Annotated in this window: 18 protein-coding genes, 1 pseudogene and 1 riboswitch; of the genes and pseudogenes, 4 read left to right on the top strand and 15 right to left on the bottom strand. The window is 69.4% G+C overall.

The features are described 5' to 3' along the window. Window positions 1-23: 23 nt before the first annotated feature. From MTAB308_RS01780 to modA, 3 genes are read right to left on the bottom strand one after another with little or no spacing between them, the layout of a single operon-like run. Entirely contained in the window at window positions 24-1,121 is a 1,098-nt protein-coding gene (locus tag MTAB308_RS01780; protein ID WP_077097278.1) for a sulfate/molybdate ABC transporter ATP-binding protein, read from the bottom strand. 5 nt (window positions 1,122-1,126) lie between these two features. After that, entirely contained in the window at window positions 1,127-1,921 is a 795-nt protein-coding gene (locus MTAB308_RS01785; RefSeq protein WP_108637164.1) for an ABC transporter permease, read from the bottom strand. Window positions 1,922-1,924: 3 nt separating this feature from the next. Then, complete coding sequence (gene modA, locus MTAB308_RS01790; RefSeq protein ID WP_077097282.1) at window positions 1,925-2,698, bottom strand: molybdate ABC transporter substrate-binding protein; 774 nt, start codon at window positions 2,696-2,698, stop codon at window positions 1,925-1,927. A 182-nt stretch (window positions 2,699-2,880) separates the two neighbouring features. Here modA and MTAB308_RS01795 point away from each other — a divergent pair, with 182 nt between their 5' ends. The 3 genes from MTAB308_RS01795 to MTAB308_RS01805 all read left to right on the top strand — a co-directional run bounded on the left by MTAB308_RS01795 (window position 2,881) and on the right by MTAB308_RS01805 (window position 6,102). Further along, on the top strand, window positions 2,881-3,558 hold the full coding sequence (locus MTAB308_RS01795; RefSeq protein ID WP_077097284.1) for an SDR family oxidoreductase: 678 nt from the start codon (window positions 2,881-2,883) through the stop codon (window positions 3,556-3,558). A 64-nt stretch (window positions 3,559-3,622) separates the two neighbouring features. Next, complete coding sequence (locus tag MTAB308_RS01800) at window positions 3,623-4,540, top strand: LLM class F420-dependent oxidoreductase (RefSeq protein WP_077097286.1); 918 nt, start codon at window positions 3,623-3,625, stop codon at window positions 4,538-4,540. Window positions 4,541-4,716: 176 nt separating this feature from the next. Beyond that, window positions 4,717-6,102, top strand: coding sequence for an NAD(P)/FAD-dependent oxidoreductase (locus MTAB308_RS01805; protein ID WP_077097288.1), 1,386 nt, complete (start codon window positions 4,717-4,719; stop codon window positions 6,100-6,102). On the opposite strand, the gene MTAB308_RS01810 is transcribed toward MTAB308_RS01805, so the two are convergent. The 12 genes and pseudogenes from MTAB308_RS01810 to MTAB308_RS01865 form a co-directional block, all read right to left on the bottom strand. Further along, window positions 6,099-6,749 (bottom strand): urease accessory protein UreD, encoded by a 651-nt coding sequence (locus tag MTAB308_RS01810; protein ID WP_077097291.1) that lies wholly within the window; start codon window positions 6,747-6,749, stop codon window positions 6,099-6,101. The genes MTAB308_RS01805 and MTAB308_RS01810 overlap by 4 nt on opposite strands. Continuing rightward, window positions 6,749-7,420, bottom strand: coding sequence for an urease accessory protein UreG (ureG, locus tag MTAB308_RS01815; RefSeq protein ID WP_077097293.1), 672 nt, complete (start codon window positions 7,418-7,420; stop codon window positions 6,749-6,751). Before ureG ends, MTAB308_RS01810 begins: the two co-directional genes overlap by 1 nt. 10 nt (window positions 7,421-7,430) lie before the next feature. Beyond that, window positions 7,431-8,072 (bottom strand): urease accessory protein UreF, encoded by a 642-nt coding sequence (locus MTAB308_RS01820; protein WP_077097295.1) that lies wholly within the window; start codon window positions 8,070-8,072, stop codon window positions 7,431-7,433. Then, window positions 8,072-9,799, bottom strand: a complete 1,728-nt coding sequence (locus MTAB308_RS01825) for an urease subunit alpha (RefSeq protein WP_077097297.1) — start codon at window positions 9,797-9,799, stop codon at window positions 8,072-8,074. Before MTAB308_RS01825 ends, MTAB308_RS01820 begins: the two co-directional genes overlap by 1 nt. Next, on the bottom strand, window positions 9,796-10,110 hold the full coding sequence (locus tag MTAB308_RS01830) for an urease subunit beta (protein ID WP_077097299.1): 315 nt from the start codon (window positions 10,108-10,110) through the stop codon (window positions 9,796-9,798). Before MTAB308_RS01830 ends, MTAB308_RS01825 begins: the two co-directional genes overlap by 4 nt. Beyond that, window positions 10,107-10,409: an urease subunit gamma gene (locus MTAB308_RS01835; RefSeq protein ID WP_077097301.1), complete on the bottom strand. Its 303-nt coding sequence runs from the start codon at window positions 10,407-10,409 to the stop codon at window positions 10,107-10,109. Before MTAB308_RS01835 ends, MTAB308_RS01830 begins: the two co-directional genes overlap by 4 nt. A gap of 45 nt (window positions 10,410-10,454) precedes the next feature. Then, window positions 10,455-12,053, bottom strand: coding sequence for an APC family permease (locus MTAB308_RS01840; RefSeq protein ID WP_245831185.1), 1,599 nt, complete (start codon window positions 12,051-12,053; stop codon window positions 10,455-10,457). Window positions 12,054-12,103: 50 nt separating this feature from the next. Further along, the gene (locus MTAB308_RS01845) at window positions 12,104-13,504 is read right to left on the bottom strand and encodes a PPE family protein (protein WP_077097445.1); all 1,401 of its coding nucleotides are present in this window, start codon (window positions 13,502-13,504) and stop codon (window positions 12,104-12,106) included. Window positions 13,505-13,512: 8 nt separating this feature from the next. Next, entirely contained in the window at window positions 13,513-14,055 is a 543-nt protein-coding gene (locus tag MTAB308_RS29560) for a PPE family protein, SVP subgroup (protein ID WP_342744135.1), read from the bottom strand. Between the two features lie 204 nt (window positions 14,056-14,259). Beyond that, window positions 14,260-14,773 (bottom strand): annotated as a pseudogene (locus MTAB308_RS30190) (PPE family protein); the annotation flags it as partial. Window positions 14,774-15,462: 689 nt separating this feature from the next. Next, the gene (locus MTAB308_RS01860; RefSeq protein ID WP_077097303.1) at window positions 15,463-16,626 is read right to left on the bottom strand and encodes an agmatinase family protein; all 1,164 of its coding nucleotides are present in this window, start codon (window positions 16,624-16,626) and stop codon (window positions 15,463-15,465) included. Window positions 16,627-16,746: 120 nt separating this feature from the next. Further along, window positions 16,747-16,814: riboswitch (guanidine-III (ykkC-III) riboswitch) on the bottom strand. Between the two features lie 343 nt (window positions 16,815-17,157). Further along, window positions 17,158-17,574 (bottom strand): PaaI family thioesterase, encoded by a 417-nt coding sequence (locus MTAB308_RS01865; RefSeq protein WP_077097305.1) that lies wholly within the window; start codon window positions 17,572-17,574, stop codon window positions 17,158-17,160. 294 nt (window positions 17,575-17,868) lie between these two features. On the opposite strand from MTAB308_RS01865, the gene MTAB308_RS01870 reads away from it, so the two are divergent. Further along, window positions 17,869-18,288, top strand: coding sequence for a BlaI/MecI/CopY family transcriptional regulator (locus MTAB308_RS01870; protein ID WP_077097307.1), 420 nt, complete (start codon window positions 17,869-17,871; stop codon window positions 18,286-18,288). Window positions 18,289-18,298 lie beyond the last annotated feature (10 nt).

Below are 18,298 nucleotides of genomic sequence, written 5' to 3' on the forward strand. Positions count from 1 at the left end.
CAACCTTGCCGGGTCCGTGCAGGTCATTGCGGTGCCGGGTACAGCGTCACCTCGTGCGCCTTGACGGAGAACCACACCCGCTCCCCGGGCGTCAGCCGCAACTCCGTGGCGGCCTCCGCGGTGATCTCCGCGGCCAGCCCCGGCGCGCCATCCGGCTGTTCTCGGCCCCGCACCAGGACCCCGGACCCGCGGACATCGAGTTCGGCCACCGTCACCTCGACCGTATTGCGCGGGCTGCCGTGCGGGTGATCCCGATACACGGCCACCGCCGCGGGGTGGAAGACCGCGACGGCGTTGACGACGTGGGCCTCCAGCCGCTGCGCCGGGGTCGCATGCCAGCGGGCGCCGGAGCGATCGCGCAGCGAGCCGTCGGAACCCACGGTGCCGTTGACGATGTTGACGCCGGCGATGCGCGCGCCGAAATGGCTGCGCGGCGCGGTGAGAACGTCTGCGACCGGCCCGAATTCGGCGATCTTGCCGGATTCGAGGACCAGCACGCGATCGGCCAGCGTGAACACGTCGAGCAGCTCGTGGGTGACCAGTACTACCGCGCAGCCGGTTCGGGTGACCACGGTGCGCAACACCGCGCGGATGCCGGCGGCCGCGGCGACGTCGAGCCCGGTCAGCGGCTCGTCGAGCAGCAGCACATCGGGTTCGGCGGCCAGGGCGCGGGCGATCGCCACCCGCTGGGCCTGGCCCCCCGACAGCTGCCGCGGTTTTCGGTCGGCGAAGCCCTCGGCGTCCACCTCGCGCAGCCAGCGCTTCGCGGTCGACCTCTCGGTGGCACGAGTCGACCGGAACCATCGGCGGCGGCAGTGCGGTCCGAAGGCCACGTTGGCCGCGACGCTCAGGTGCGGGAACAGCAGCGGGTCCTGCAGCAGCAACCCCACCCGGCGATCGTGCGTCGCCACGTTCACCCCGGCCGCGGTGTCGGTCAGCACCCGATCCCCCAGCCGCACCACTCCCTCGTCCGGACGAACGAGTCCCGCGATCACGTGCAGCGCGGTGGATTTGCCGGCGCCGTTGGGCCCCAGGACGGCCAGCACCTCGCCCGCGGACACCGAAAACTCCACGTCCAGATCGCGGTCGGCGACTACGGCGCGCAGCTGCAACTGGCTCATCGCGGCTACCTCGCGTCCGACCCGGCCAGCCGGTGCGCGCCCAGCCCCAACACCACCAACGCCGCGACCACCACCAGCAGGATCGACAGCGCCACGGCGGCGTTCGCATCGCTCACCCGCTGCAGGTAGATCTCCAGCGGCAGCGTCCGGGTGACGCCCTGCCGGGATCCGGCGAAGGTCAGCGTCGCGCCGAACTCCCCGAGCGAGCGGGCGAACGCCAGCACCGCTCCCGACGTCATGCCCGGCAGCAGCAGCGGCAGGGTCACCCGCCACCAGACCGCGCTGGGGCGCGCGCCCAGCGTCGCGGCCACCACCTCGTAGTCGGCTCCCGCGGTGCGCGCGGCGCCCTCGAGGGAGATCACCAGAAACGGCAGCGAGACGAACGTCTGGGCCAGCACCACCGCGGTGGTGCTGAAGGCGATGCTGACGCCGGCGGCCTCCAGGTAGTGCCCGATCAAGCCGAGCCGGCCGAAGGCGTAAAGCAACGCGATGCCGCCCACCACCGGCGGCAGCACCAGCGGCAGCAGGATCAGCGGCCGCAACACCCGCACCAGGCGTGCCGTGCTGCGGGCCAGCACCAGGGCCATCGGCACCCCCAGCAGCACGCACAGGGCGGTGCTGGCGGCGGCGGTCCGCAGGCTCAGCAGCAGCGCCGTCTGCGACGAGGGGCTGGTGACCAGCGACCAGAAGTTCGGCCAGTCGACCTTGATCGCGAGCGCCAGCAGCGGTAGCGCCACGAACGCGGCCCCAACGGCGGCGGGGACGTACACCCACCGCGGCAGATCCTTAGGCCGGTGCACGGTTCAGGGTTTGGCGAAGCCGTACTGGGCCAGGATGTTCTGCCCGGCGTCACCGGTCACCGTGGCCACGAACTTCTGCGCCAACGCTGGGTGCGGCGCGTTCTTCAACACCGCGATCGGATAGACGTTCACCGCCGCCGCGGACTCGGGGAAGTCCACGGTCGCCACCTTGTTCGCGGCGCTGCGGGCGTCGGTGACGTACACCAGCCCGGCGTCGGCCTGGCCCGTGGTGACCTTGTTCAGGACGTCGGTCACGCTGAGCTCCTCGCTGACCGGGTTGAGGCGCACCCCCGTGCTGTCCTCGATGCGCCGGGTCGCCGCCCCACACGGCACCGGGTTCTGGCAGATCACCACGCCCAGCCCGGGCCTGGCGAGGTCGGCGAAGGATCCGAGCCTCTTCGGGTTGTCGGGCGCGGTGACGATGACCAAAGTGTTGGAGGCGAAGTTGGCCGGATTGCCGGCCAGCAGCCCGGCCTTGGCGACGGCGTCCATCTGCGCGGTGTCGGCCGACGCGAACACGTCGGCCGTCGCGCCCTGGGTCAACTGGGTGGCGAGCTCGGAGGAACCCGCGAACTCGAAATCGACTGTGCTGCCCGGGTTTTCGCCGGTGAACCGCTGACTGATCCGAGTGAACGCCGGCTTGAGCGAGGCGGCGCCGAACACCACCACCTTTCCGGACGCCTGAGAGGGGGCCGAGGGCGATTTCGAACCGCACCCGACCAGACCCGCGGCCAGCATCACCGAAACCGCACCGGCCAGGATCCCGATCCGCCGCATGGGTGCACCCTATCCCGCCGAGGATGCGGTCCGCTTGGCGGACGAATCGGCGCAAAAAAGTGGCGGCCGAAGCGTTATGCAAATTTATCCGCGCGTCGTGCGCGTCCGGAATTTCATCGCCAGCTACTGTCCAGTAACATGGACCGTGGATTGATGCCATAGCGGGCCGAGACAGGGAGGGCATGGCAGTGGAAGTGCTGGTCACGGGCGGGGACACAGACCTGGGGCGCACGGTTGCCGAGGGCTTCCGCGATGACGGTCACAAGGTGACCCTGGTGGGTGCGCGCCGCGACGACCTCGAGATCGCCGCCAAGGAGCTCGATGCGGACGCGATCGTCTGCGACACCACCGACCCGGCCAGCCTGGAATCGGTTCGCGGGTTGTTCCCGCATCACCTGGACACCATCGTCAACGTGCCGGCGCCGACCCGGGACCAGGGCGACCCGCGCACCTACTCGACATCCGACACGGCCGCCGCATGGCGCCATGCCCTCGACGCGACGGTGCTGTCGGCAGTGCTGACCGTGCAGACCGTCGGCGATAACCTTCGCTCCGGTGGCTCCATCATCGGCGTGGTGGCCGAGAACCCTCCCGCCGGCAGCGTCGACGCCGCAATCAAAGCGGCACTGGCCAATTGGATCACCGGGCAGGCGGGCATTTTCGGCACGCGCGGCATCACGATCAACGCCGTGGCCAGCGGACGCAGCGTCCAGCCCGGCTACGAGGGCCTGTCCCGCACCACGCCACCGGCCGCCGCGGAGGTGGCCCGCTTGGCGCTGTTCCTCACCACCCCGGCGGCGCGCCACATCACCGGCCAGACGCTGCACGTCAGCCACGGCGCGCTGGCTCATTTCGCCTGAGGCTGAATCCAAATCGCGTTGACGCTCTGGTTCGGACGCCGGGGCGGTGGCTACGGTAGCTAGCGTGGCTATTCGACTCGGTTTGCAGATTCCCAACTTCTCCTACGGCACCGGGGTGGACAAGCTCTTCCCCACCGTCCTGGCTCAGGCCCGCGAGGCCGAAGCGGCCGGATTCGATTCGGTCTTCGTGATGGACCACTTCTACCAACTGCCCATGCTGGGCGATCCCGATCAGCCGATGCTGGAGGCCTACACCGCGCTGGGCGCCTTGGCCACCGGAACCGAACGCGTGCAGCTGGGCACCCTGGTGACCGGCAACACCTATCGCAACCCGACCCTGCTGGCCAAGATCATCACGACGCTGGACGTGGTGAGCCAGGGGCGGGCCATCCTGGGCATCGGGGCCGGCTGGTTCGAGCTCGAGCACAACCAGCTGGGCTTCGAATTCGGTACCTTCACCGACAGGTTCAACCGGCTCGACGAGGCGCTGCAGATCATCCTGCCGATGCTCAAGGGCGAGCGGCCGACCTTCTCCGGCAAGTGGTATCAGGTCGACCAGGCGATGGCCAATCCCCGCTTCCGCGACCACATTCCGTTGATGATCGGCGGCAGCGGCGAGAAGAAGACGATCCCCATGGCCGCGCGGCACTTCGACCACCTCAACGTCATCGCCGGGTTCGACGAGCTGCCGGCGAAGCTGAAGGTCGTGCAGCAGCGCTGCGAGGAGATCGGCCGCGACCCGGCCACGCTGGAGACCAGCACGCTGACCACGGCGGTCATCGACGAGAACTTCAAGGCCGACCAGATCCCCGCCGAGATGACCCAGCGCATGGTGGTCGGTAGCGCCGAGTCGGTCGCCGAACAAATCCAGACCAAGGTGCTGGACGCCGGCATCGACGGGGTGATCATCAATTTGCCCTTCTACACGCCGGGCGTCATCAGCGCGGCCGGCGAAGCGCTGCGCCCCCTGGTCGGGCTGTAACGCACAACGCATTGTGCGCCGGGTATGACGAGTATCACGTTCACTCGACCAGGCCCGATGCGCAATGTGCTTGATTACACATGCTTACGATCTGGGCTTGCGGGTATCGATTTCATTAGCGTGGTAGCTAACTGAATTCGCGCGACCAGGAGCCACCGATCAGGAGCAGCCCGAACATGAGCACGCAGGCAGAAACCACTGCTGCACCCGAGCGTCGTCACCAAGTCGTCATCATCGGTTCGGGATTCGGCGGGCTCAACGCGGCAAAGAAGCTCAAGCACGCAGACGTCGACATCAAGCTGATCGCGCGCACCACCCACCACCTGTTCCAGCCGCTGCTGTACCAGGTGGCCACCGGCATCGTGTCCGAGGGCGACATCGCCCCGCCCACCCGGGTCGTGCTGCGCCGGCAGCGCAATGTCCAGGTGCTGCTCGGCGACGTCACGCACATCGACCTGGAGGGCCAGTTCGTCGTCTCGGACCTTCTCGGCCACACCTACGAAACCCCGTATGACAGCTTGATCGTCGCCGCCGGCGCGGGCCAGTCGTATTTCGGCAACGACCAGTTCGCCGAGTTCGCGCCGGGCATGAAATCGATCGACGACGCCCTGGAGGTACGGGGACGGATCTTGAGCGCCTTCGAGCAGGCCGAGCGGTCCCGCGACCCCGAACGACGCGCCAAGCTGCTGACGTTCACGGTGATCGGCGCCGGACCCACCGGCGTCGAAATGGCCGGGCAGATCGCCGAATTGGCCTCCCACACCCTGAAGGGTTCCTTCCGGCACATCGACTCCACCAAGGCGCGGGTGATCCTGCTCGACGCCGCCCCCGCGGTGCTGCCGCCGTTCGGCGAAAAGCTCGGCGAGCGCGCGGCGGCGCGGCTGGAGAAGATGGGCGTCGAGATCCAGTTGGGCGCGATGGTCACCGACGTCGACCGCAACGGGATCACGGTCAAGGACTCCGACGGGACCACCCGGCGCATCGAGTCCGCGTGCAAGGTGTGGTCCGCCGGGGTTCAGGCCAGCGGGCTGGGCAGAGACCTCGCCGATCAGTGTTCGGTCGAGATCGACCGGGCCGGACGGGTCAAGGTGCTGCCCGACCTGTCGATCCCCGGGCATCCCAACGTGTTCGTCATCGGCGACATGGCCGCCGTCGAGGGCGTGCCGGGCGTGGCGCAGGGCGCCATCCAGGGCGCCAAATACGCCGCGGCCGCGATCAAGGCCGAACTGGACGGCGCCGACCCGGCGGACCGCGAGCCGTTCCAGTACTTCGACAAGGGCTCCATGGCCACGGTGTCGCGGTTTTCCGCGGTGGCCAAGATCGGTCCGCTGGAGTTCAGCGGCTTCATCGCCTGGCTGATGTGGCTGGTGTTGCACCTGGTCTACCTGGTCGGGTTCAAGACCAAGGTCAGCACGCTGCTGTCGTGGACGGTGACATTCCTGAGCACTCGGCGCGGCCAGCTCACCATCACCGAGCAGCAGGCGTTTGCCCGCCCCCGCCTCGAACAGCTGGCGGTACTCGCCGCCGAGGCCAAGCGCCCGGCGGCCAGGCGGGCCAGCTAACCTCCCAGCCGGTCGGCCTGCCAGGTGCTCAGCGTCCCGCCGCCGGCCAACGCCAGCACGGTCGATCCCGCGTCGATGGGGGTGGCCTCGAAACACGTAGCGGGGTAACGCAATTCGTTGATGGCGGCGCGTGGTGCCGAGATGTCGTCGTCGGCCAGCGATCCCGCGCCCAATTCCACCCGGTGGCGCAGCAGCGGGAGGCCGTCGCGGTCGGCGCGCAGCGACCCGGACCAGAACCCCTCGCGCTCACCGCATCTGCCGATCTGCACCCGCTCGCGAAACCGGAGCAGGCCCCCGTCGTGCAGGAACAGCGCCACGCTGGACAGGTGCCGGGCGGCGCCGGCGACCACGGTGGGCTCCAGGTCGACGTCGAGGCTGCCGGCCACCTCGATCACCCAGTCGGCGTGCGACGTCGGCGTGCCGGCCCCGGGCAGCGCCACGGTGGCGGCGGCGCTGCGCAACTTCAGGCGGGCGCCCGGTTCCACGATCAGCCGAATGTCGATGGTGTCGCCGCCCAGCGGCATGGCGGCCGCGGACACCAAGTGCACCGTGTCGGCCGCGGTGCGGCGCGCCTGGATGCCGCCGCCGCGGCATTCGATGCGCGGCGACCGGTCACGGGAGGCGACCAGCACGACCTCGGAGCGCATCAGGTCACAGCGGCCAACTGGGCGCGCACCCAGGCCAGCACCTCGGTGGCCGCCGGATCTTTGGTCAGCGACTGCATGATCGTGGGCCGGCCCTCGCGCACGGTGTCCGCGTCGCGGGCCATCACCTGTAGGTCGGCCGCCACCAACGGTGCCAGGTCAACCTTGTTGATCACCAACAGATCCGAGTAGGTCACCCCCGGGCCGCCCTTGCGCGGCACCTTGTCGCCACCGGCCACGTCGATGACGAAGATCTGCACGTCCACCAAGCCCGACGAGAACGTGGCCGTCAGGTTGTCGCCACCGGACTCGACCAGGATGAGGTCCAGGTCGCCGTGGCCGGCGACCAGGTCGTCGATCGCGTCCAGGTTGGCGGTGATGTCATCGCGGATCGCGGTGTGTGGGCAGCCGCCCGTCTGCACGGCGGCGATCCGGTCGTCGGGCAGCACCGCGTTGCGGCGCAGGAAGTCGGCGTCCTCGGTGGTGTAGATGTCGTTGGTCAGCACCGCCAGCGACTTCTCGTCACGCAACTGCCGGCACAGCGCGGCGACGAGCGCGGTCTTGCCGGAGCCGACCGGTCCCCCGACGCCGATGCGCAGCGGTTCTCCCGGCCGCCGGTCCCGTTTCGGCCGATCGTGGTGGGTGTGCGGGTGAGCGTGCAGATGCGTTGACATGGTTAGCCTTTCAGGACACGAAGAGGGGACGCTCGCGTTCGGCGTGGCGCTGGGCCAGCGTGTCGAGCACCGGATCGGACAGGTCGGCCAGCCCGGCGCCGGCTGCAGCGGCGGTGCGCTCGCAGAGATCGGACAGCCCGAACGTGACGGCGGCGACGGCGGCGGGGTCCAGCGCCAGCAGCCGCTGGGCGGCGGTGGCCGAACCGGCCATCGTCGTGTAGACCACGTGCAGCGCGGTGTGCTCGGGCCCCAGGCCGCTCATCGCTCCGACGAGCCCGGCGGCCACCGCGAGGTGCGGCCGCGGGCCCAGCTCGTCCCAGTGCGCGTCGGGCCAGACCCGACGCGCCAGACGTGCCAGCCCTCGCCCCTGGCCGCGCGAGGCCTGCCGGGCCGCGGGGGCCGGGGTGCGGGCGTCGGTTTCGCGGTCCGCGGCGTCCAGGGAGATATCGCCCCGATGCACCGCGGCCGCCACCGAGGCGGTGACCAGCCCCTGCGTGCGAATCCGGCGAACCAGAAACGCTTTGAGCGTGGCCAGGTCGGTCACCATCCCGCTGGTGACGGCCTCTTCGGCGCCACCGGAGTGCACGTGCGCGCCGGTGGGCAGTCGTGAGTCGGCCAGTGCGAGCAGCGTGGCCAAAGCTGGCTGGACCATCAGAACAGGAAATATCGTTGTGCCATGGGAAGTTCCGTCGCCGGCTCCTCCTGCCAGACCTCGCCGTCGATGCGCACGGTGAAGGTGTCGGGATCGATCTCGATGCTCGGCATGGCGTCGTTGAGCGGCAGGTCGGCCTTGCCGACGGCGCCGACGTCCTTGACCGGGACCAATCGCCGGTTGACGGCCAGCCTTTCGACCAGGCCCGCTTCGATCGCCTGGGGCGCCACGAAGTGCACCGAGGTGGCGGGAGCCGTTGCGGCGCCGAACATCGGGCGCGGGAGCACCGGCTGCGGGGTGGGGATCGACGCGTTGGCGTCGCCCATCGCCGCCCATGCGATCATGCCGCCCTTGAGCACCGCGTGCGGCCGCACCCCGAAGAACGCGGGCTCCCACAGCACCAAGTCGGCGAGCTTGCCCACCTCCACCGAGCCGATCTCGTGATCGAGGCCGTGCGTGATGGCCGGGCAGATCGTGTATTTCGCGACGTAGCGTCGCGCGCGGTTGTTGTCGGCGGCGTGCGCACCAGACGGGTCGCCGGGCAGCGCGCCGCGGCGGGATTTCATCACGTGCGCGGTCTGCCAGGCGCGGATCACCACCTCGCCGATGCGGCCCATCGCCTGCGAATCGCTGCCGATCATCGAGATCGCGCCCATGTCGTGCAGCAGGTCCTCGGCGGCCATCGTCGACGGCCTGATCCGGCTCTCGGCGAACGCAAGGTCCTCGGGCACCGCGGGATTGAGGTGATGGCAGACCATCAGCATGTCCAGGTGCTCGTCGAGAGTATTGACCGTGTGCGGGCGCGTCGGGTTGGTGGAACTGGGCAACACGTTCGGTTCGGCGGCGACCCTCATGATGTCGGGAGCGTGCCCACCGCCGGCGCCCTCGGTGTGGTAGGTGTGGATCGAACGGCCGGCGATCGCGCCGAGGGTGTCCTCGACGAATCCCATCTCGTTGAGGGTGTCGGTGTGCAGCGCTACCTGCACGCCCGCCGCGTCGGCCACGGTCAGGCAGGCGTCGATGGCCGCGGGTGTCGATCCCCAGTCCTCATGCAGCTTGAAACCCGAAGCCCCGCCGCGTAATTGCTCCCACAAGCCCTCGGCGTTGACCGTGTTTCCCTTGCCGAGCAGCGCGAAGTTCACCGGCCACGAATCCAGCGCCTCGAGCATCCGGGCCAAGTGCCATTCGCCGGGGGTGACGGTGGTGGCCTTGGTGCCCTCGGCGGGCCCGGTGCCGCCACCGATGATGGTGGTGATGCCGGACCCCAGCGCCTCGGGCATCAGCTGCGGACAGATCAGGTGCACGTGACAATCGATGGCGCCCGCGGTGACGATTCTGCCGTTGCCGCCGATGATTTCGGTGGATGGCCCGACCACCAAGCCCGGGTGCACGCCCGACATGGTGTCGGGGTTGCCTGCCTTGCCGATGGCGACGATGCGACCGTCACGAATCCCGATGTCGGCCTTGATGATTCCCCAGTAGTCGATGATCACCGCCCCGGTGATCACGGTGTCGGGCGCGCCGTCGGCCCGGCTGGCGCGACCCTGACCCATCGATTCGCGCAGCACCTTGCCGCCGCCGAACACCGCCTCGTCACCCGCCAAACCCGGTCCGCCGCTGCGGTCTTCGGTGATCTCTACCAGTAGGTTGGTGTCGGCCAGCCTGATTCGATCCCCGGCGGTGGGGCCGAACAGCTCGGCGTAGCGCTCCCTGGACAGCCGCGTCATGACGGGTCGAGCCGTCCGGGCGGGTTCAGGTCCAGGCCGTGCACTTCGCGCCGCCCGCGCAGCGGGACCAGTCGAACCGTCTGGGCAATGCCGGGTTCGAAGCGGACCGCGGTGGCCGCGGGGACATCGAGCCGGTGCCCGTGGGCCGCGGCACGGTCGAATGACAACGCCGCGTTGGCCTGTGGCAAATGGACGTGGCTGCCGACCTGCACCGGACGGTCGCCGGTGTTGACGATCTGCATCTCGAGCCGCTGCGCGCCGGCATTGATCTCGATATCGCCCGCGCCATAGAGGATTTCGCCGGGAATCATGAGATCGGGTGATGGACGGTGACCAACTTGGTGCCGTCCGGGAACGTCGCTTCGACGTGCACGTCGTCGATCATCTCCGGTACCCCCTCCATCACGTCGTCGCGGCCGAGCACCCCACAGCCGCTGGCCATTAACTCAGCGACGCTGCGGCCGTCCCGCGCGCCTTCGAGAATGTGGTCGGTGATGACGGCGATGGCCTCGGGGACGTTGAGCCGCAACCCCCGCGCCCTACGCCGCCGAGCCAGCTCGGCGGCGTAGGACAACAGCAGTCGCTCTTGCTCGTGCGGCGTGAGAAGCATGTCCGTTAAATCCTGCCATTACCGCAACGCGGTCGATGCGGCGAGTCAGGCCCGCTGCGGGATGGCGTCGGCGTAGGGGGCGTCGCTGTTGGCGTGGGCGCGCGCCAACACCATGTACAGCAGGCCGAAGCCGATGATGAGGCCGGCCATCAACAGGACGACGTAGTTGTCGTACCAGGGGGCGTCGGGCGTGCGCGGCCAGCAGATGTTGACGATGGCCGCGACCCCGTAGGCCAGGGCGCTGACGTTGACGAGCATTCCCCACCGGCCCAGCCGGTATTTCCCGGACGGCGTCCAGCCCTTCAGCCTGGCCCGCAGGGCGGCCAACACCACCATCTGAAACCCGAGGTAGACGCCGACGGTGCCGAAACTGACCAGCTTGTTGAGCGGGTGCTCGGAGACGATGGTCCCGGCGATCAGCGCCGCCGGGACGAGGACCGCGGCCAGCAGCGCGAACGGCGGCACGTGCCTCTTGTGATCGAAGCGCGCCAGCAACCGCGAGCCGAAGATCATCCCGTCCCGGCCGTAGGAAAAGATCAACCGGCTGGCGGCCGCCTGCAGGCTCAGTGCGCACGACACGAACGAGATCAACACGATGCCCAGCACGACCCTGGACCCGATGTCGCCGAAGGCGCTTTGCAGGACGGTCGAGATGGGGTTGGTGTCCTCGCCGCGGATGACCGCGCCGAAGTCGGTCACCGACAGGATCAGGCTCAGGCACACGAACGTCGACGCGGCCCCGCCGACGTAGATGGTGCGGCGCATCGCTTTCGGAATCTGGATGCCGGGGTTGCGGACCTCCTCGGCCACGTCGCCGCACGCCTCGAAGCCGAAGAACTGATAGAAGCCGATGAGGCTGGCGGCGAGGAACGCGTACAGGAAGCTGTGGCTGCCTTGGGCGTTGAAGCTGTGGAACAGCACACCCAGGCCATGGGCGCGGTGCGTGATGAGCAGCCAGATGCCGACGACGAGCGCGCCGATCAGCTCCGCGGTGAAGCCGAAGATCGCGAAGTAGCCGAGGATCTTCGTCCCGGTGAGGTTGATGAGCGTGGCCACCGCCAAAACCGCCAGCGCGCAAAAGATTTTGGCCAGGGCCGTCGGGCGGAAGCCGACCATGGCGGCCAGGTAGGGCCCCGCGCCGAAGGCAGCATCCGCGATCAGCGCCAGCAGGCAGAACATGTAGACCCACCCGGTCATCCATGCCCATTTTCGCCCCCACAGCCGTCGCGCCCAGGGGTAGACGCCGCCGGCCACGGGGAACTGCGCGACCACCTCGCTGAAGACGAGCGCCACCAGCATCTGCCCGGCGCCGACGATCAGCAGGCTCCAGATCATCGGCGGGCCGGCGGTGGCCAACGCGAACGCGAACACCGTGTAGATGCCGACCACGGGCGACAGGTAGGTGAAGCCGAGCGAAAAGTTGGCCCACGGGCTCATGTCGCGTTTGAACTCCGAGGAGAATCCCAACGCCTTCAGCTGGGCGAGGTCCTCGTCCTCGTGCGTGATATCGGGCGCCATTTCGGTGGCCGCACCCGCGCGCAGCCCGGGCTGGTCCGCGCCGTCGTGCCCGACCGTTGGACTCCCGTCGACGGCCGGGTCGCCCGCCAAGCGTTGGTCAGACCCGGCAAACTTCGTGAAAAACATTGAACCGACCCCAATCATCGAAACCTGTTGTGACAATCCGATTTTCGCGACTACTTCTGCGTGCCCTCCTTGATCAGCGTCGCGGCCGTGCGCTTGAGCACATCGCGCTGCCTGGTCACGTCCGCGACCGCCTTGCGGAGCTGGTTGAGTTCGTCGCGTTCGCTGATCGCGCCGTCACCGTCGCCGGGCGCGCCCGGCTTGACCCAGGGGGCCGCGGGATCCTCGTGCTCTCCGGGCAGCGTCGCGACCACCTTGTGGCGCGACCGGGCCCGTGGCCCCTCGCCGCGTGGCGCGTTGACGACGCTGGCCACCGGGCCCATCGGGGGCATGCCGCCGTAGAACGTTCCCGGCGCGCCAAGCCCGGCCAGCGGCGAGCCGTCCAGGGCGGTGGCCGGTAATGCCGTCGCCGCCAGCCGGATCGCCGGGGAGGTGCCCCACGACGGCGGCACCGACAGGTTGCCGACCGTGGCCGCCTCCCCCAGGCCCGCGGCGGCGCCCACGCCGGACGGCCCCGCGACGTTGGACGCGAGCCCGGCGCCGGCCGCCGCTCCGGCCGCCGGCGCGGCCGCCGTCGGTGCCGACAGCGAGTTCACCACCGGATTCCAGGCCGCGGCCACCGGCGGCGCGAGGGTCAGCATGGCGCCGGAGGCGTCGAAGTTCAGCCCCTCGGAGAGGATCTGGTATCCGACCGTCCCGGAGCTGAGCGTGTGGAACGTCTGGAACGGATAGCTGTTCAGCGTGTTCAGAATCGGATTTGGGCCGTTGAGGTAGTCGATGAGCGGATTTGCCGCGGGGGTCGAGGCCGCCGGCGCCGACATGCCCTGCAGCAGGTTCGGCACGTTGGCGAGCGCCGATTGGGTGCTGGAGCCGGTCGCCGCGGCGGTGGCCTGGCTGACGGCGGGGCCCTGACTCGCGGTGCCCGCCTGGTCGGTGGTCGGCGGCGGGGACCCGAACGCCGTCAACCTCGTCGCGGCCGCCGAGGCCCCGGCGTAGCCGTACATCGCCGCGGCATCCTGCGCCCACATCTCGGCGTACCGCGCCTCGGTGGCCGCGATCGCGGGCGTGTTCTGACCAAAAGTGTTGGTGGCCACCAGCGATGCCAACAGCGCCCGGTTCACCTCGATCTCCCCCGGGGGCACCGTGGCCGCAAACGCCGCCTCGTAGGCCGCGACCGCCGACCCGAGCTGGCCGGCGGTCTGCGCGGCCTGCGCTGCGGTCGCGGTCATCCAGGACAGATAGGGGGCGACCGCCGCGGCCATCGATCCCGACGACGGGCCCGCCCAGGGGCCGCTGATGAGCCCGGACAGCACCGCCCGATACGAACTCACGGTCGAACCCAACTCCGCCGCCAGCGCCTCCCAGGCCGCCGCGGCCGCCGTCAGCGATTCCGCCCCCGGCCCCGCGTACATCCGGGCGGAATTGACCTCCGGCGGCAGCCCCGCGAAATCCAGGACGCCGATCACAGCATCGCCTCCTTGATCAGGCGCGCCGCCGCATCGCGCTCCATCGCGGCTTCGGAGATCTCCTTGCGCAGCTTGCTGAGCTCTTCGCGCTCACGGTCGCTCAGCGCGCTGGCGACGTGCTGGCGAGCCGGTTGCGCAGGCGCGGTGTGGCCGGCCGCGTCGGCGCCCTGCTCGCCCGGCATCGTGGGGATGACCTTCTGACCCGGCCCGGATCGTGCCCGCGTCTGCTCGCCCCGAGGCGCGTTGACCAGGCTGCCGATCGGCGGGAGGCCGCCGAAGAAGCCCCCCGGCCCGGCGGCCCCGCCCGGGGCGACGCCACCCAGCTCGGCGGCGGGCAACGGGGACGCGCTGCCGGCCAGCCGGATCCCGGCGGCGGAAGCCCACGACTGCGGCACCGACAGCTTGCCGATCGAGGCCGCCCGCCCCGAGGCCCGCGTCGGGTGCCACGTCGCCGGCCACCGCCGCGGCCTGCGGCAGCGCGAGCCCGTACAGGCCGCCGAGCAGCGGCGTGATGCCGGAGGCCGTGAACAACGGCCCACTGATGACCAGGGCCCAGTTGCCCGCGTCCGTGGTGAAGGTGTTCAGCGCCTGGCCGGTCGTGGTGCCGAGGACGTCCTCCACGAACGAGATCGGGTCGAACGATCCCCCGGACCCGAGGCCCTGCAGCGCGGCCGGCACCAGGTTCATCGCCTGCGTCAGGCCGGACCGCGCGCTCGGCCCGGCCGCGGCGGCCGCCTGGCTGACCGCGGAGGCTTGCGCGGCCGTACCGCCCTGGTCGGTGGTCTGCGGCGGCGGGGCGAAGGGATTCAGCTTGGTCGCGACCGCCGACGCGCCGGCGTAGCCGTACATCGCCGCGGCATCCTGGGCCCACATCTCGGCGTACTGAGCCTCGGTGGCCATGATCGCGGGGGTGTTCTGGCCGAGGAAGTTGGTGGCCACCAGCGCGGCCAAGAGGGCCCGGTTCACCTCGATCACCGGTGGCGGCACGGTCGCCACGAACGCGGCCTCGTAAGCCGCGATCGCCGACTTGAGCTGGCCGGCCGTTTGCTCGGCCTGCGCGGCCGTGGCGCTCATCCAGGACATGTACGGGGTCACCGCCGCGAGCATCGAGGCCGACGATGGGCCCGCCCAGGGACCGCCCGTGAGCTCGGCCACCGCCGAGCGATACGAACCCGCCGCAAGGCTGAGCTCCGCGGCCAACCCATCCCATGCCGCCGCGGCGGCCGCCATCGCCCCCGGGCCCGGCCCGGCGTACATGCGCCCGGAGTTGATCTCCGGCGGCAATCCCGCAAAATCCAGCGTCACAAGTCCCCCTAGTGGGCCGACCCGGCGCAAGCGCACGCTGTCCCCGGCGCCAGGCCCGCGCGAACGATGGTGAGGCGCACGCTGTTGAACGCCCGGCAATGCGCGCGATATGGTGCCCCCCGCGACGTGTACAACACCGCACCGATGTGCACTTCGCCGTACCCACGTCCAGATCGCCGCACAATTACTCCATAGTGACGCAGCTCGCTGTAACGGGGCTGGCTAATCACTGAGAATTAACTGAAAGCCGACTTTGACGTGGACCGAATGGCCGGGCATCCGCTGGAGGCTCTGTCGCGGACAGCGCCAAAACCGGCAAGGGTCAACGGGCGTCCGGCCGGTTCGCGGCGGCCGGCTGTCCGTTTCGTCGCGTCCGCGATTGCGGCCGTCATGTCGTGGAAAAGCCTGTGCTGCAGAGCGATACGGCGATGAAAGGCTTTGCGTCGCCGACGGCCTGGCCGGTAGGTCCGCGTCCCCGCGGTCACCGCCGGTGGTTGCCGAGCCGGCGCGCGGTGGGTGCTGCGACGCACGCCGGAGTACGGTTGCGGCGCCGACCCCATTCACACCCCGATGGCTTTGCCAGAGAGTCAATCAGCAAGCGTTAGTTGCCAGCCAAGGCAGTGGATTGCCGGATCCGGGACCTAGTCGTTAAACGGCCCCCACGCGTGGCGCTTCAGGGCGGCCGGTTTCTTGCCGAGTTTTCCGGCCCGAACCATGACGGCCAGGCTGTCCAGGATGACCCGGCTGCTCATCAGCGCGGTCTGTTCGGCCCAGTCGTAGGGCGGTGAGCACTCCACCACCTCGATGCCGTTGAGGCCCGGCTCGGAGATCATCCGGATCAGGTTCAGCGCTTCGCGCGGCAACAGGCCACCGGGCTCGGGCCAGCCGGTGCCGGGCACGAAGCCGGCGTCGATCACGTCGATGTCGAACGACAGATAGACCGCCTTGGCGTCCTTCCACGCCGTTTCGAGCGCGATCTCGGCGATCTTTTCGATACCGACGCGTTCGACGTCGCCCACCGTGATGACCGTGCTGCCGCGCTGCCGGCCCACCTGCACGCCCGCGCGCGGCGCCTGCCAGCCGCCGATGCCGATCTGGACCAGATTGGTGGCCGGCGCGTTCTTGATGTTGGTGGCGTGGAACCACGGTGTGGTGTGCATCCGCTCGTCGAGATCGGTTTCCTGAGTGTCGACGTGGCGGTCGAAGTGGATGATGCCCACGTTGCCGTCCATGTGCGGGGCGAGGCCTCGCACCGTCGGGAACCCGATCGAGTGGTCGCCGCCGAGGATCACCGGGAACACGCCCTTGGAAACCACATGGGACATGGCCGTGCTGATCTGGTCGAACGACTTCTCGATGTTGGCCGGAATGGTGACCACGTCGCCGATGTCGACGATGTTGAGTTGTTCACGCAGGTCCACCCCGAGTTCGTAGCAATAGGTGCCGAACAGGTTGGTCGAGCGGCGGATTCCCATCGGCCCGAACCGAGTACCCGGGCGGTAGGTGGTCCCGGCGTCCAGCGGCGCCCCGAAGACGGCCACCTCGGCGTCGCCCACATCGTTGACGTCTTCCAGGAACGGGCACTTCAGGAATGTCCCGCGCTCCCCGGCGAAGTGCGGCAGCTCGCCGCGCGAAAAGGTCGACAACGTGCGGTCGTTGATCGTGGGGGCCGCTTCCAGGCCGTGGGCGAGGCAGCGCTCGATCTCGTCGCGATGGCGGCGGGTGGACAGTTCCGCCTCCGCCTGCTGCGCCCAGCTGCCTTCCCGGTTGGGGATGTCAGCCTGTCCGGCGAACGGATTGAACATCAAACTTCCTCTCGTCGCGAATGAATTCACGGCGGAGGATGCCCCGGCGACCGAAGTCTAAGCGGAAGGCAGATACAGGAGCCATCTTTGAAATGACCCGGCGCGCCAGGCATCATCCCGCGGTCGCCGTCTTTTCGCTTTCCGGGTACGGCGAACTCGTCCGGGCGGCCCCTGCGGCGCGCCGCTATTGAAGGTACCGGCTCGTTCGGCGACCGCAACTTCGGCGGGGGTCGTGTCGCGCCGCGGCGATCGGCTCCGCCCGGGCGTGGTGGGCCATCCGGATGCGCCCCCGCTGCGTTCTTCAAAGACGTTGCAGGGCAACGCGATTAGTGCAGGAAGCTGTCCGAGCATCCGCCCGCAGGCACGTGGCGTCCAAGGAGCCTCGACCGAACGCAACGAATGCGCGCCCGGCCGGGAACGGATCGGGGGGCGCCGGGATTGCCTTGCGGAACAGGCATTTTCGGGAACCGGGAACCTCGTCGCCGTAAGGCCTCGGTAACGACTGGCCGACTGCTGGGAACTTGCTGGGAATTACGCGTCGAGGTTCTGTAGCCGCACCTGGCCGCGGGCCACCACCCGATCGTTGTCGTCGGTGATCGTCACGAGCCACAGCTGCTGGCGCCGGCCGCGATGAATCGGCTCGGCGCTGCCGTACACCGTCCCGGAGCCGATCGAGCGCAGGAAGTCGGTGTTGTTGTTGACGCCCACGACGTTCCCGCCGTTGCCTTTCGCGTTGAGCCAGGTGTAGGCGGACACGCTGGCCATGCTCTCGATCATCGAGCAGTACACGCCGCCGTGCACGAGGCCCATCGGCTGCAACAGTTTCGGGGTGACCTCGAGCTGCGCGCGGGCGCCGTCGGGACCCAGCTCGGTGAACCGCAGCCCCAGCTCGGTGTCGAACGGCGCGGTGAAGTTCGGCGGCAACGTCGGGTCGGGCGGCGGTGGCACGTTATGTGTCTACACCATTGGCGACCCCGCGCCGCCGGGGCGGAACGCCTGCGGATAAAACGGGCGAGCCCCGCGCAGGGGCGCGGGGCTCGCCGATCGAGTAGACCGGGGGTCACTGCAGCCCTCAGGACCCTGCCGCGGTCATTGTCGCTCGACCGAGACCAGCATAGGCAAGGCTGCCCTAATTTCGCAAGGTACGTTTTCACCGAAACAAGTCGCCTCGGAATCGTGTTGGTACGACCGTCAGTAGTAAGCGGAGTACGCTTATTTCGACGCTCAGGAGATGAACGCACTATGGCCAAGCTGACCCGGCTGGGGGATCTGGAACGTGCCGTGATGGATCATTTGTGGTCCACGGCCGAGCCCCAAACCGTCCGCCAAGTCCACGAAGCGTTGTCGGCGCGACGCGACCTGGCATACACGACGATCATGACCGTCCTGCAGCGGCTGGCCAAAAAGAACCTGGTCTCCCAGATCCGCGACGACCGTGCCCACCGCTACGCGCCGGTGCACGGTCGCGATGAGCTGGTCGCCGGGCTGATGGTCGACGCGCTGGCCCAGGCGGAGGACTCGGGGGACCGGCAGGCGGCCCTGGTCCACTTCGTCGAGCGGGTCGGCGCCGACGAGGCCGAGGCGCTGCGGCGCGCGCTCGCCGAACTGGAAGCCAATCAACGCCACACCACGCCGTCGGCTGGCGCGGCGGCGGAGGACTGAGGGAGACTGG

This window comes from Mycobacterium terramassiliense (assembly GCF_900157385.1).
In the GTDB taxonomy this organism is placed as follows: domain Bacteria; phylum Actinomycetota; class Actinomycetes; order Mycobacteriales; family Mycobacteriaceae; genus Mycobacterium; species Mycobacterium terramassiliense.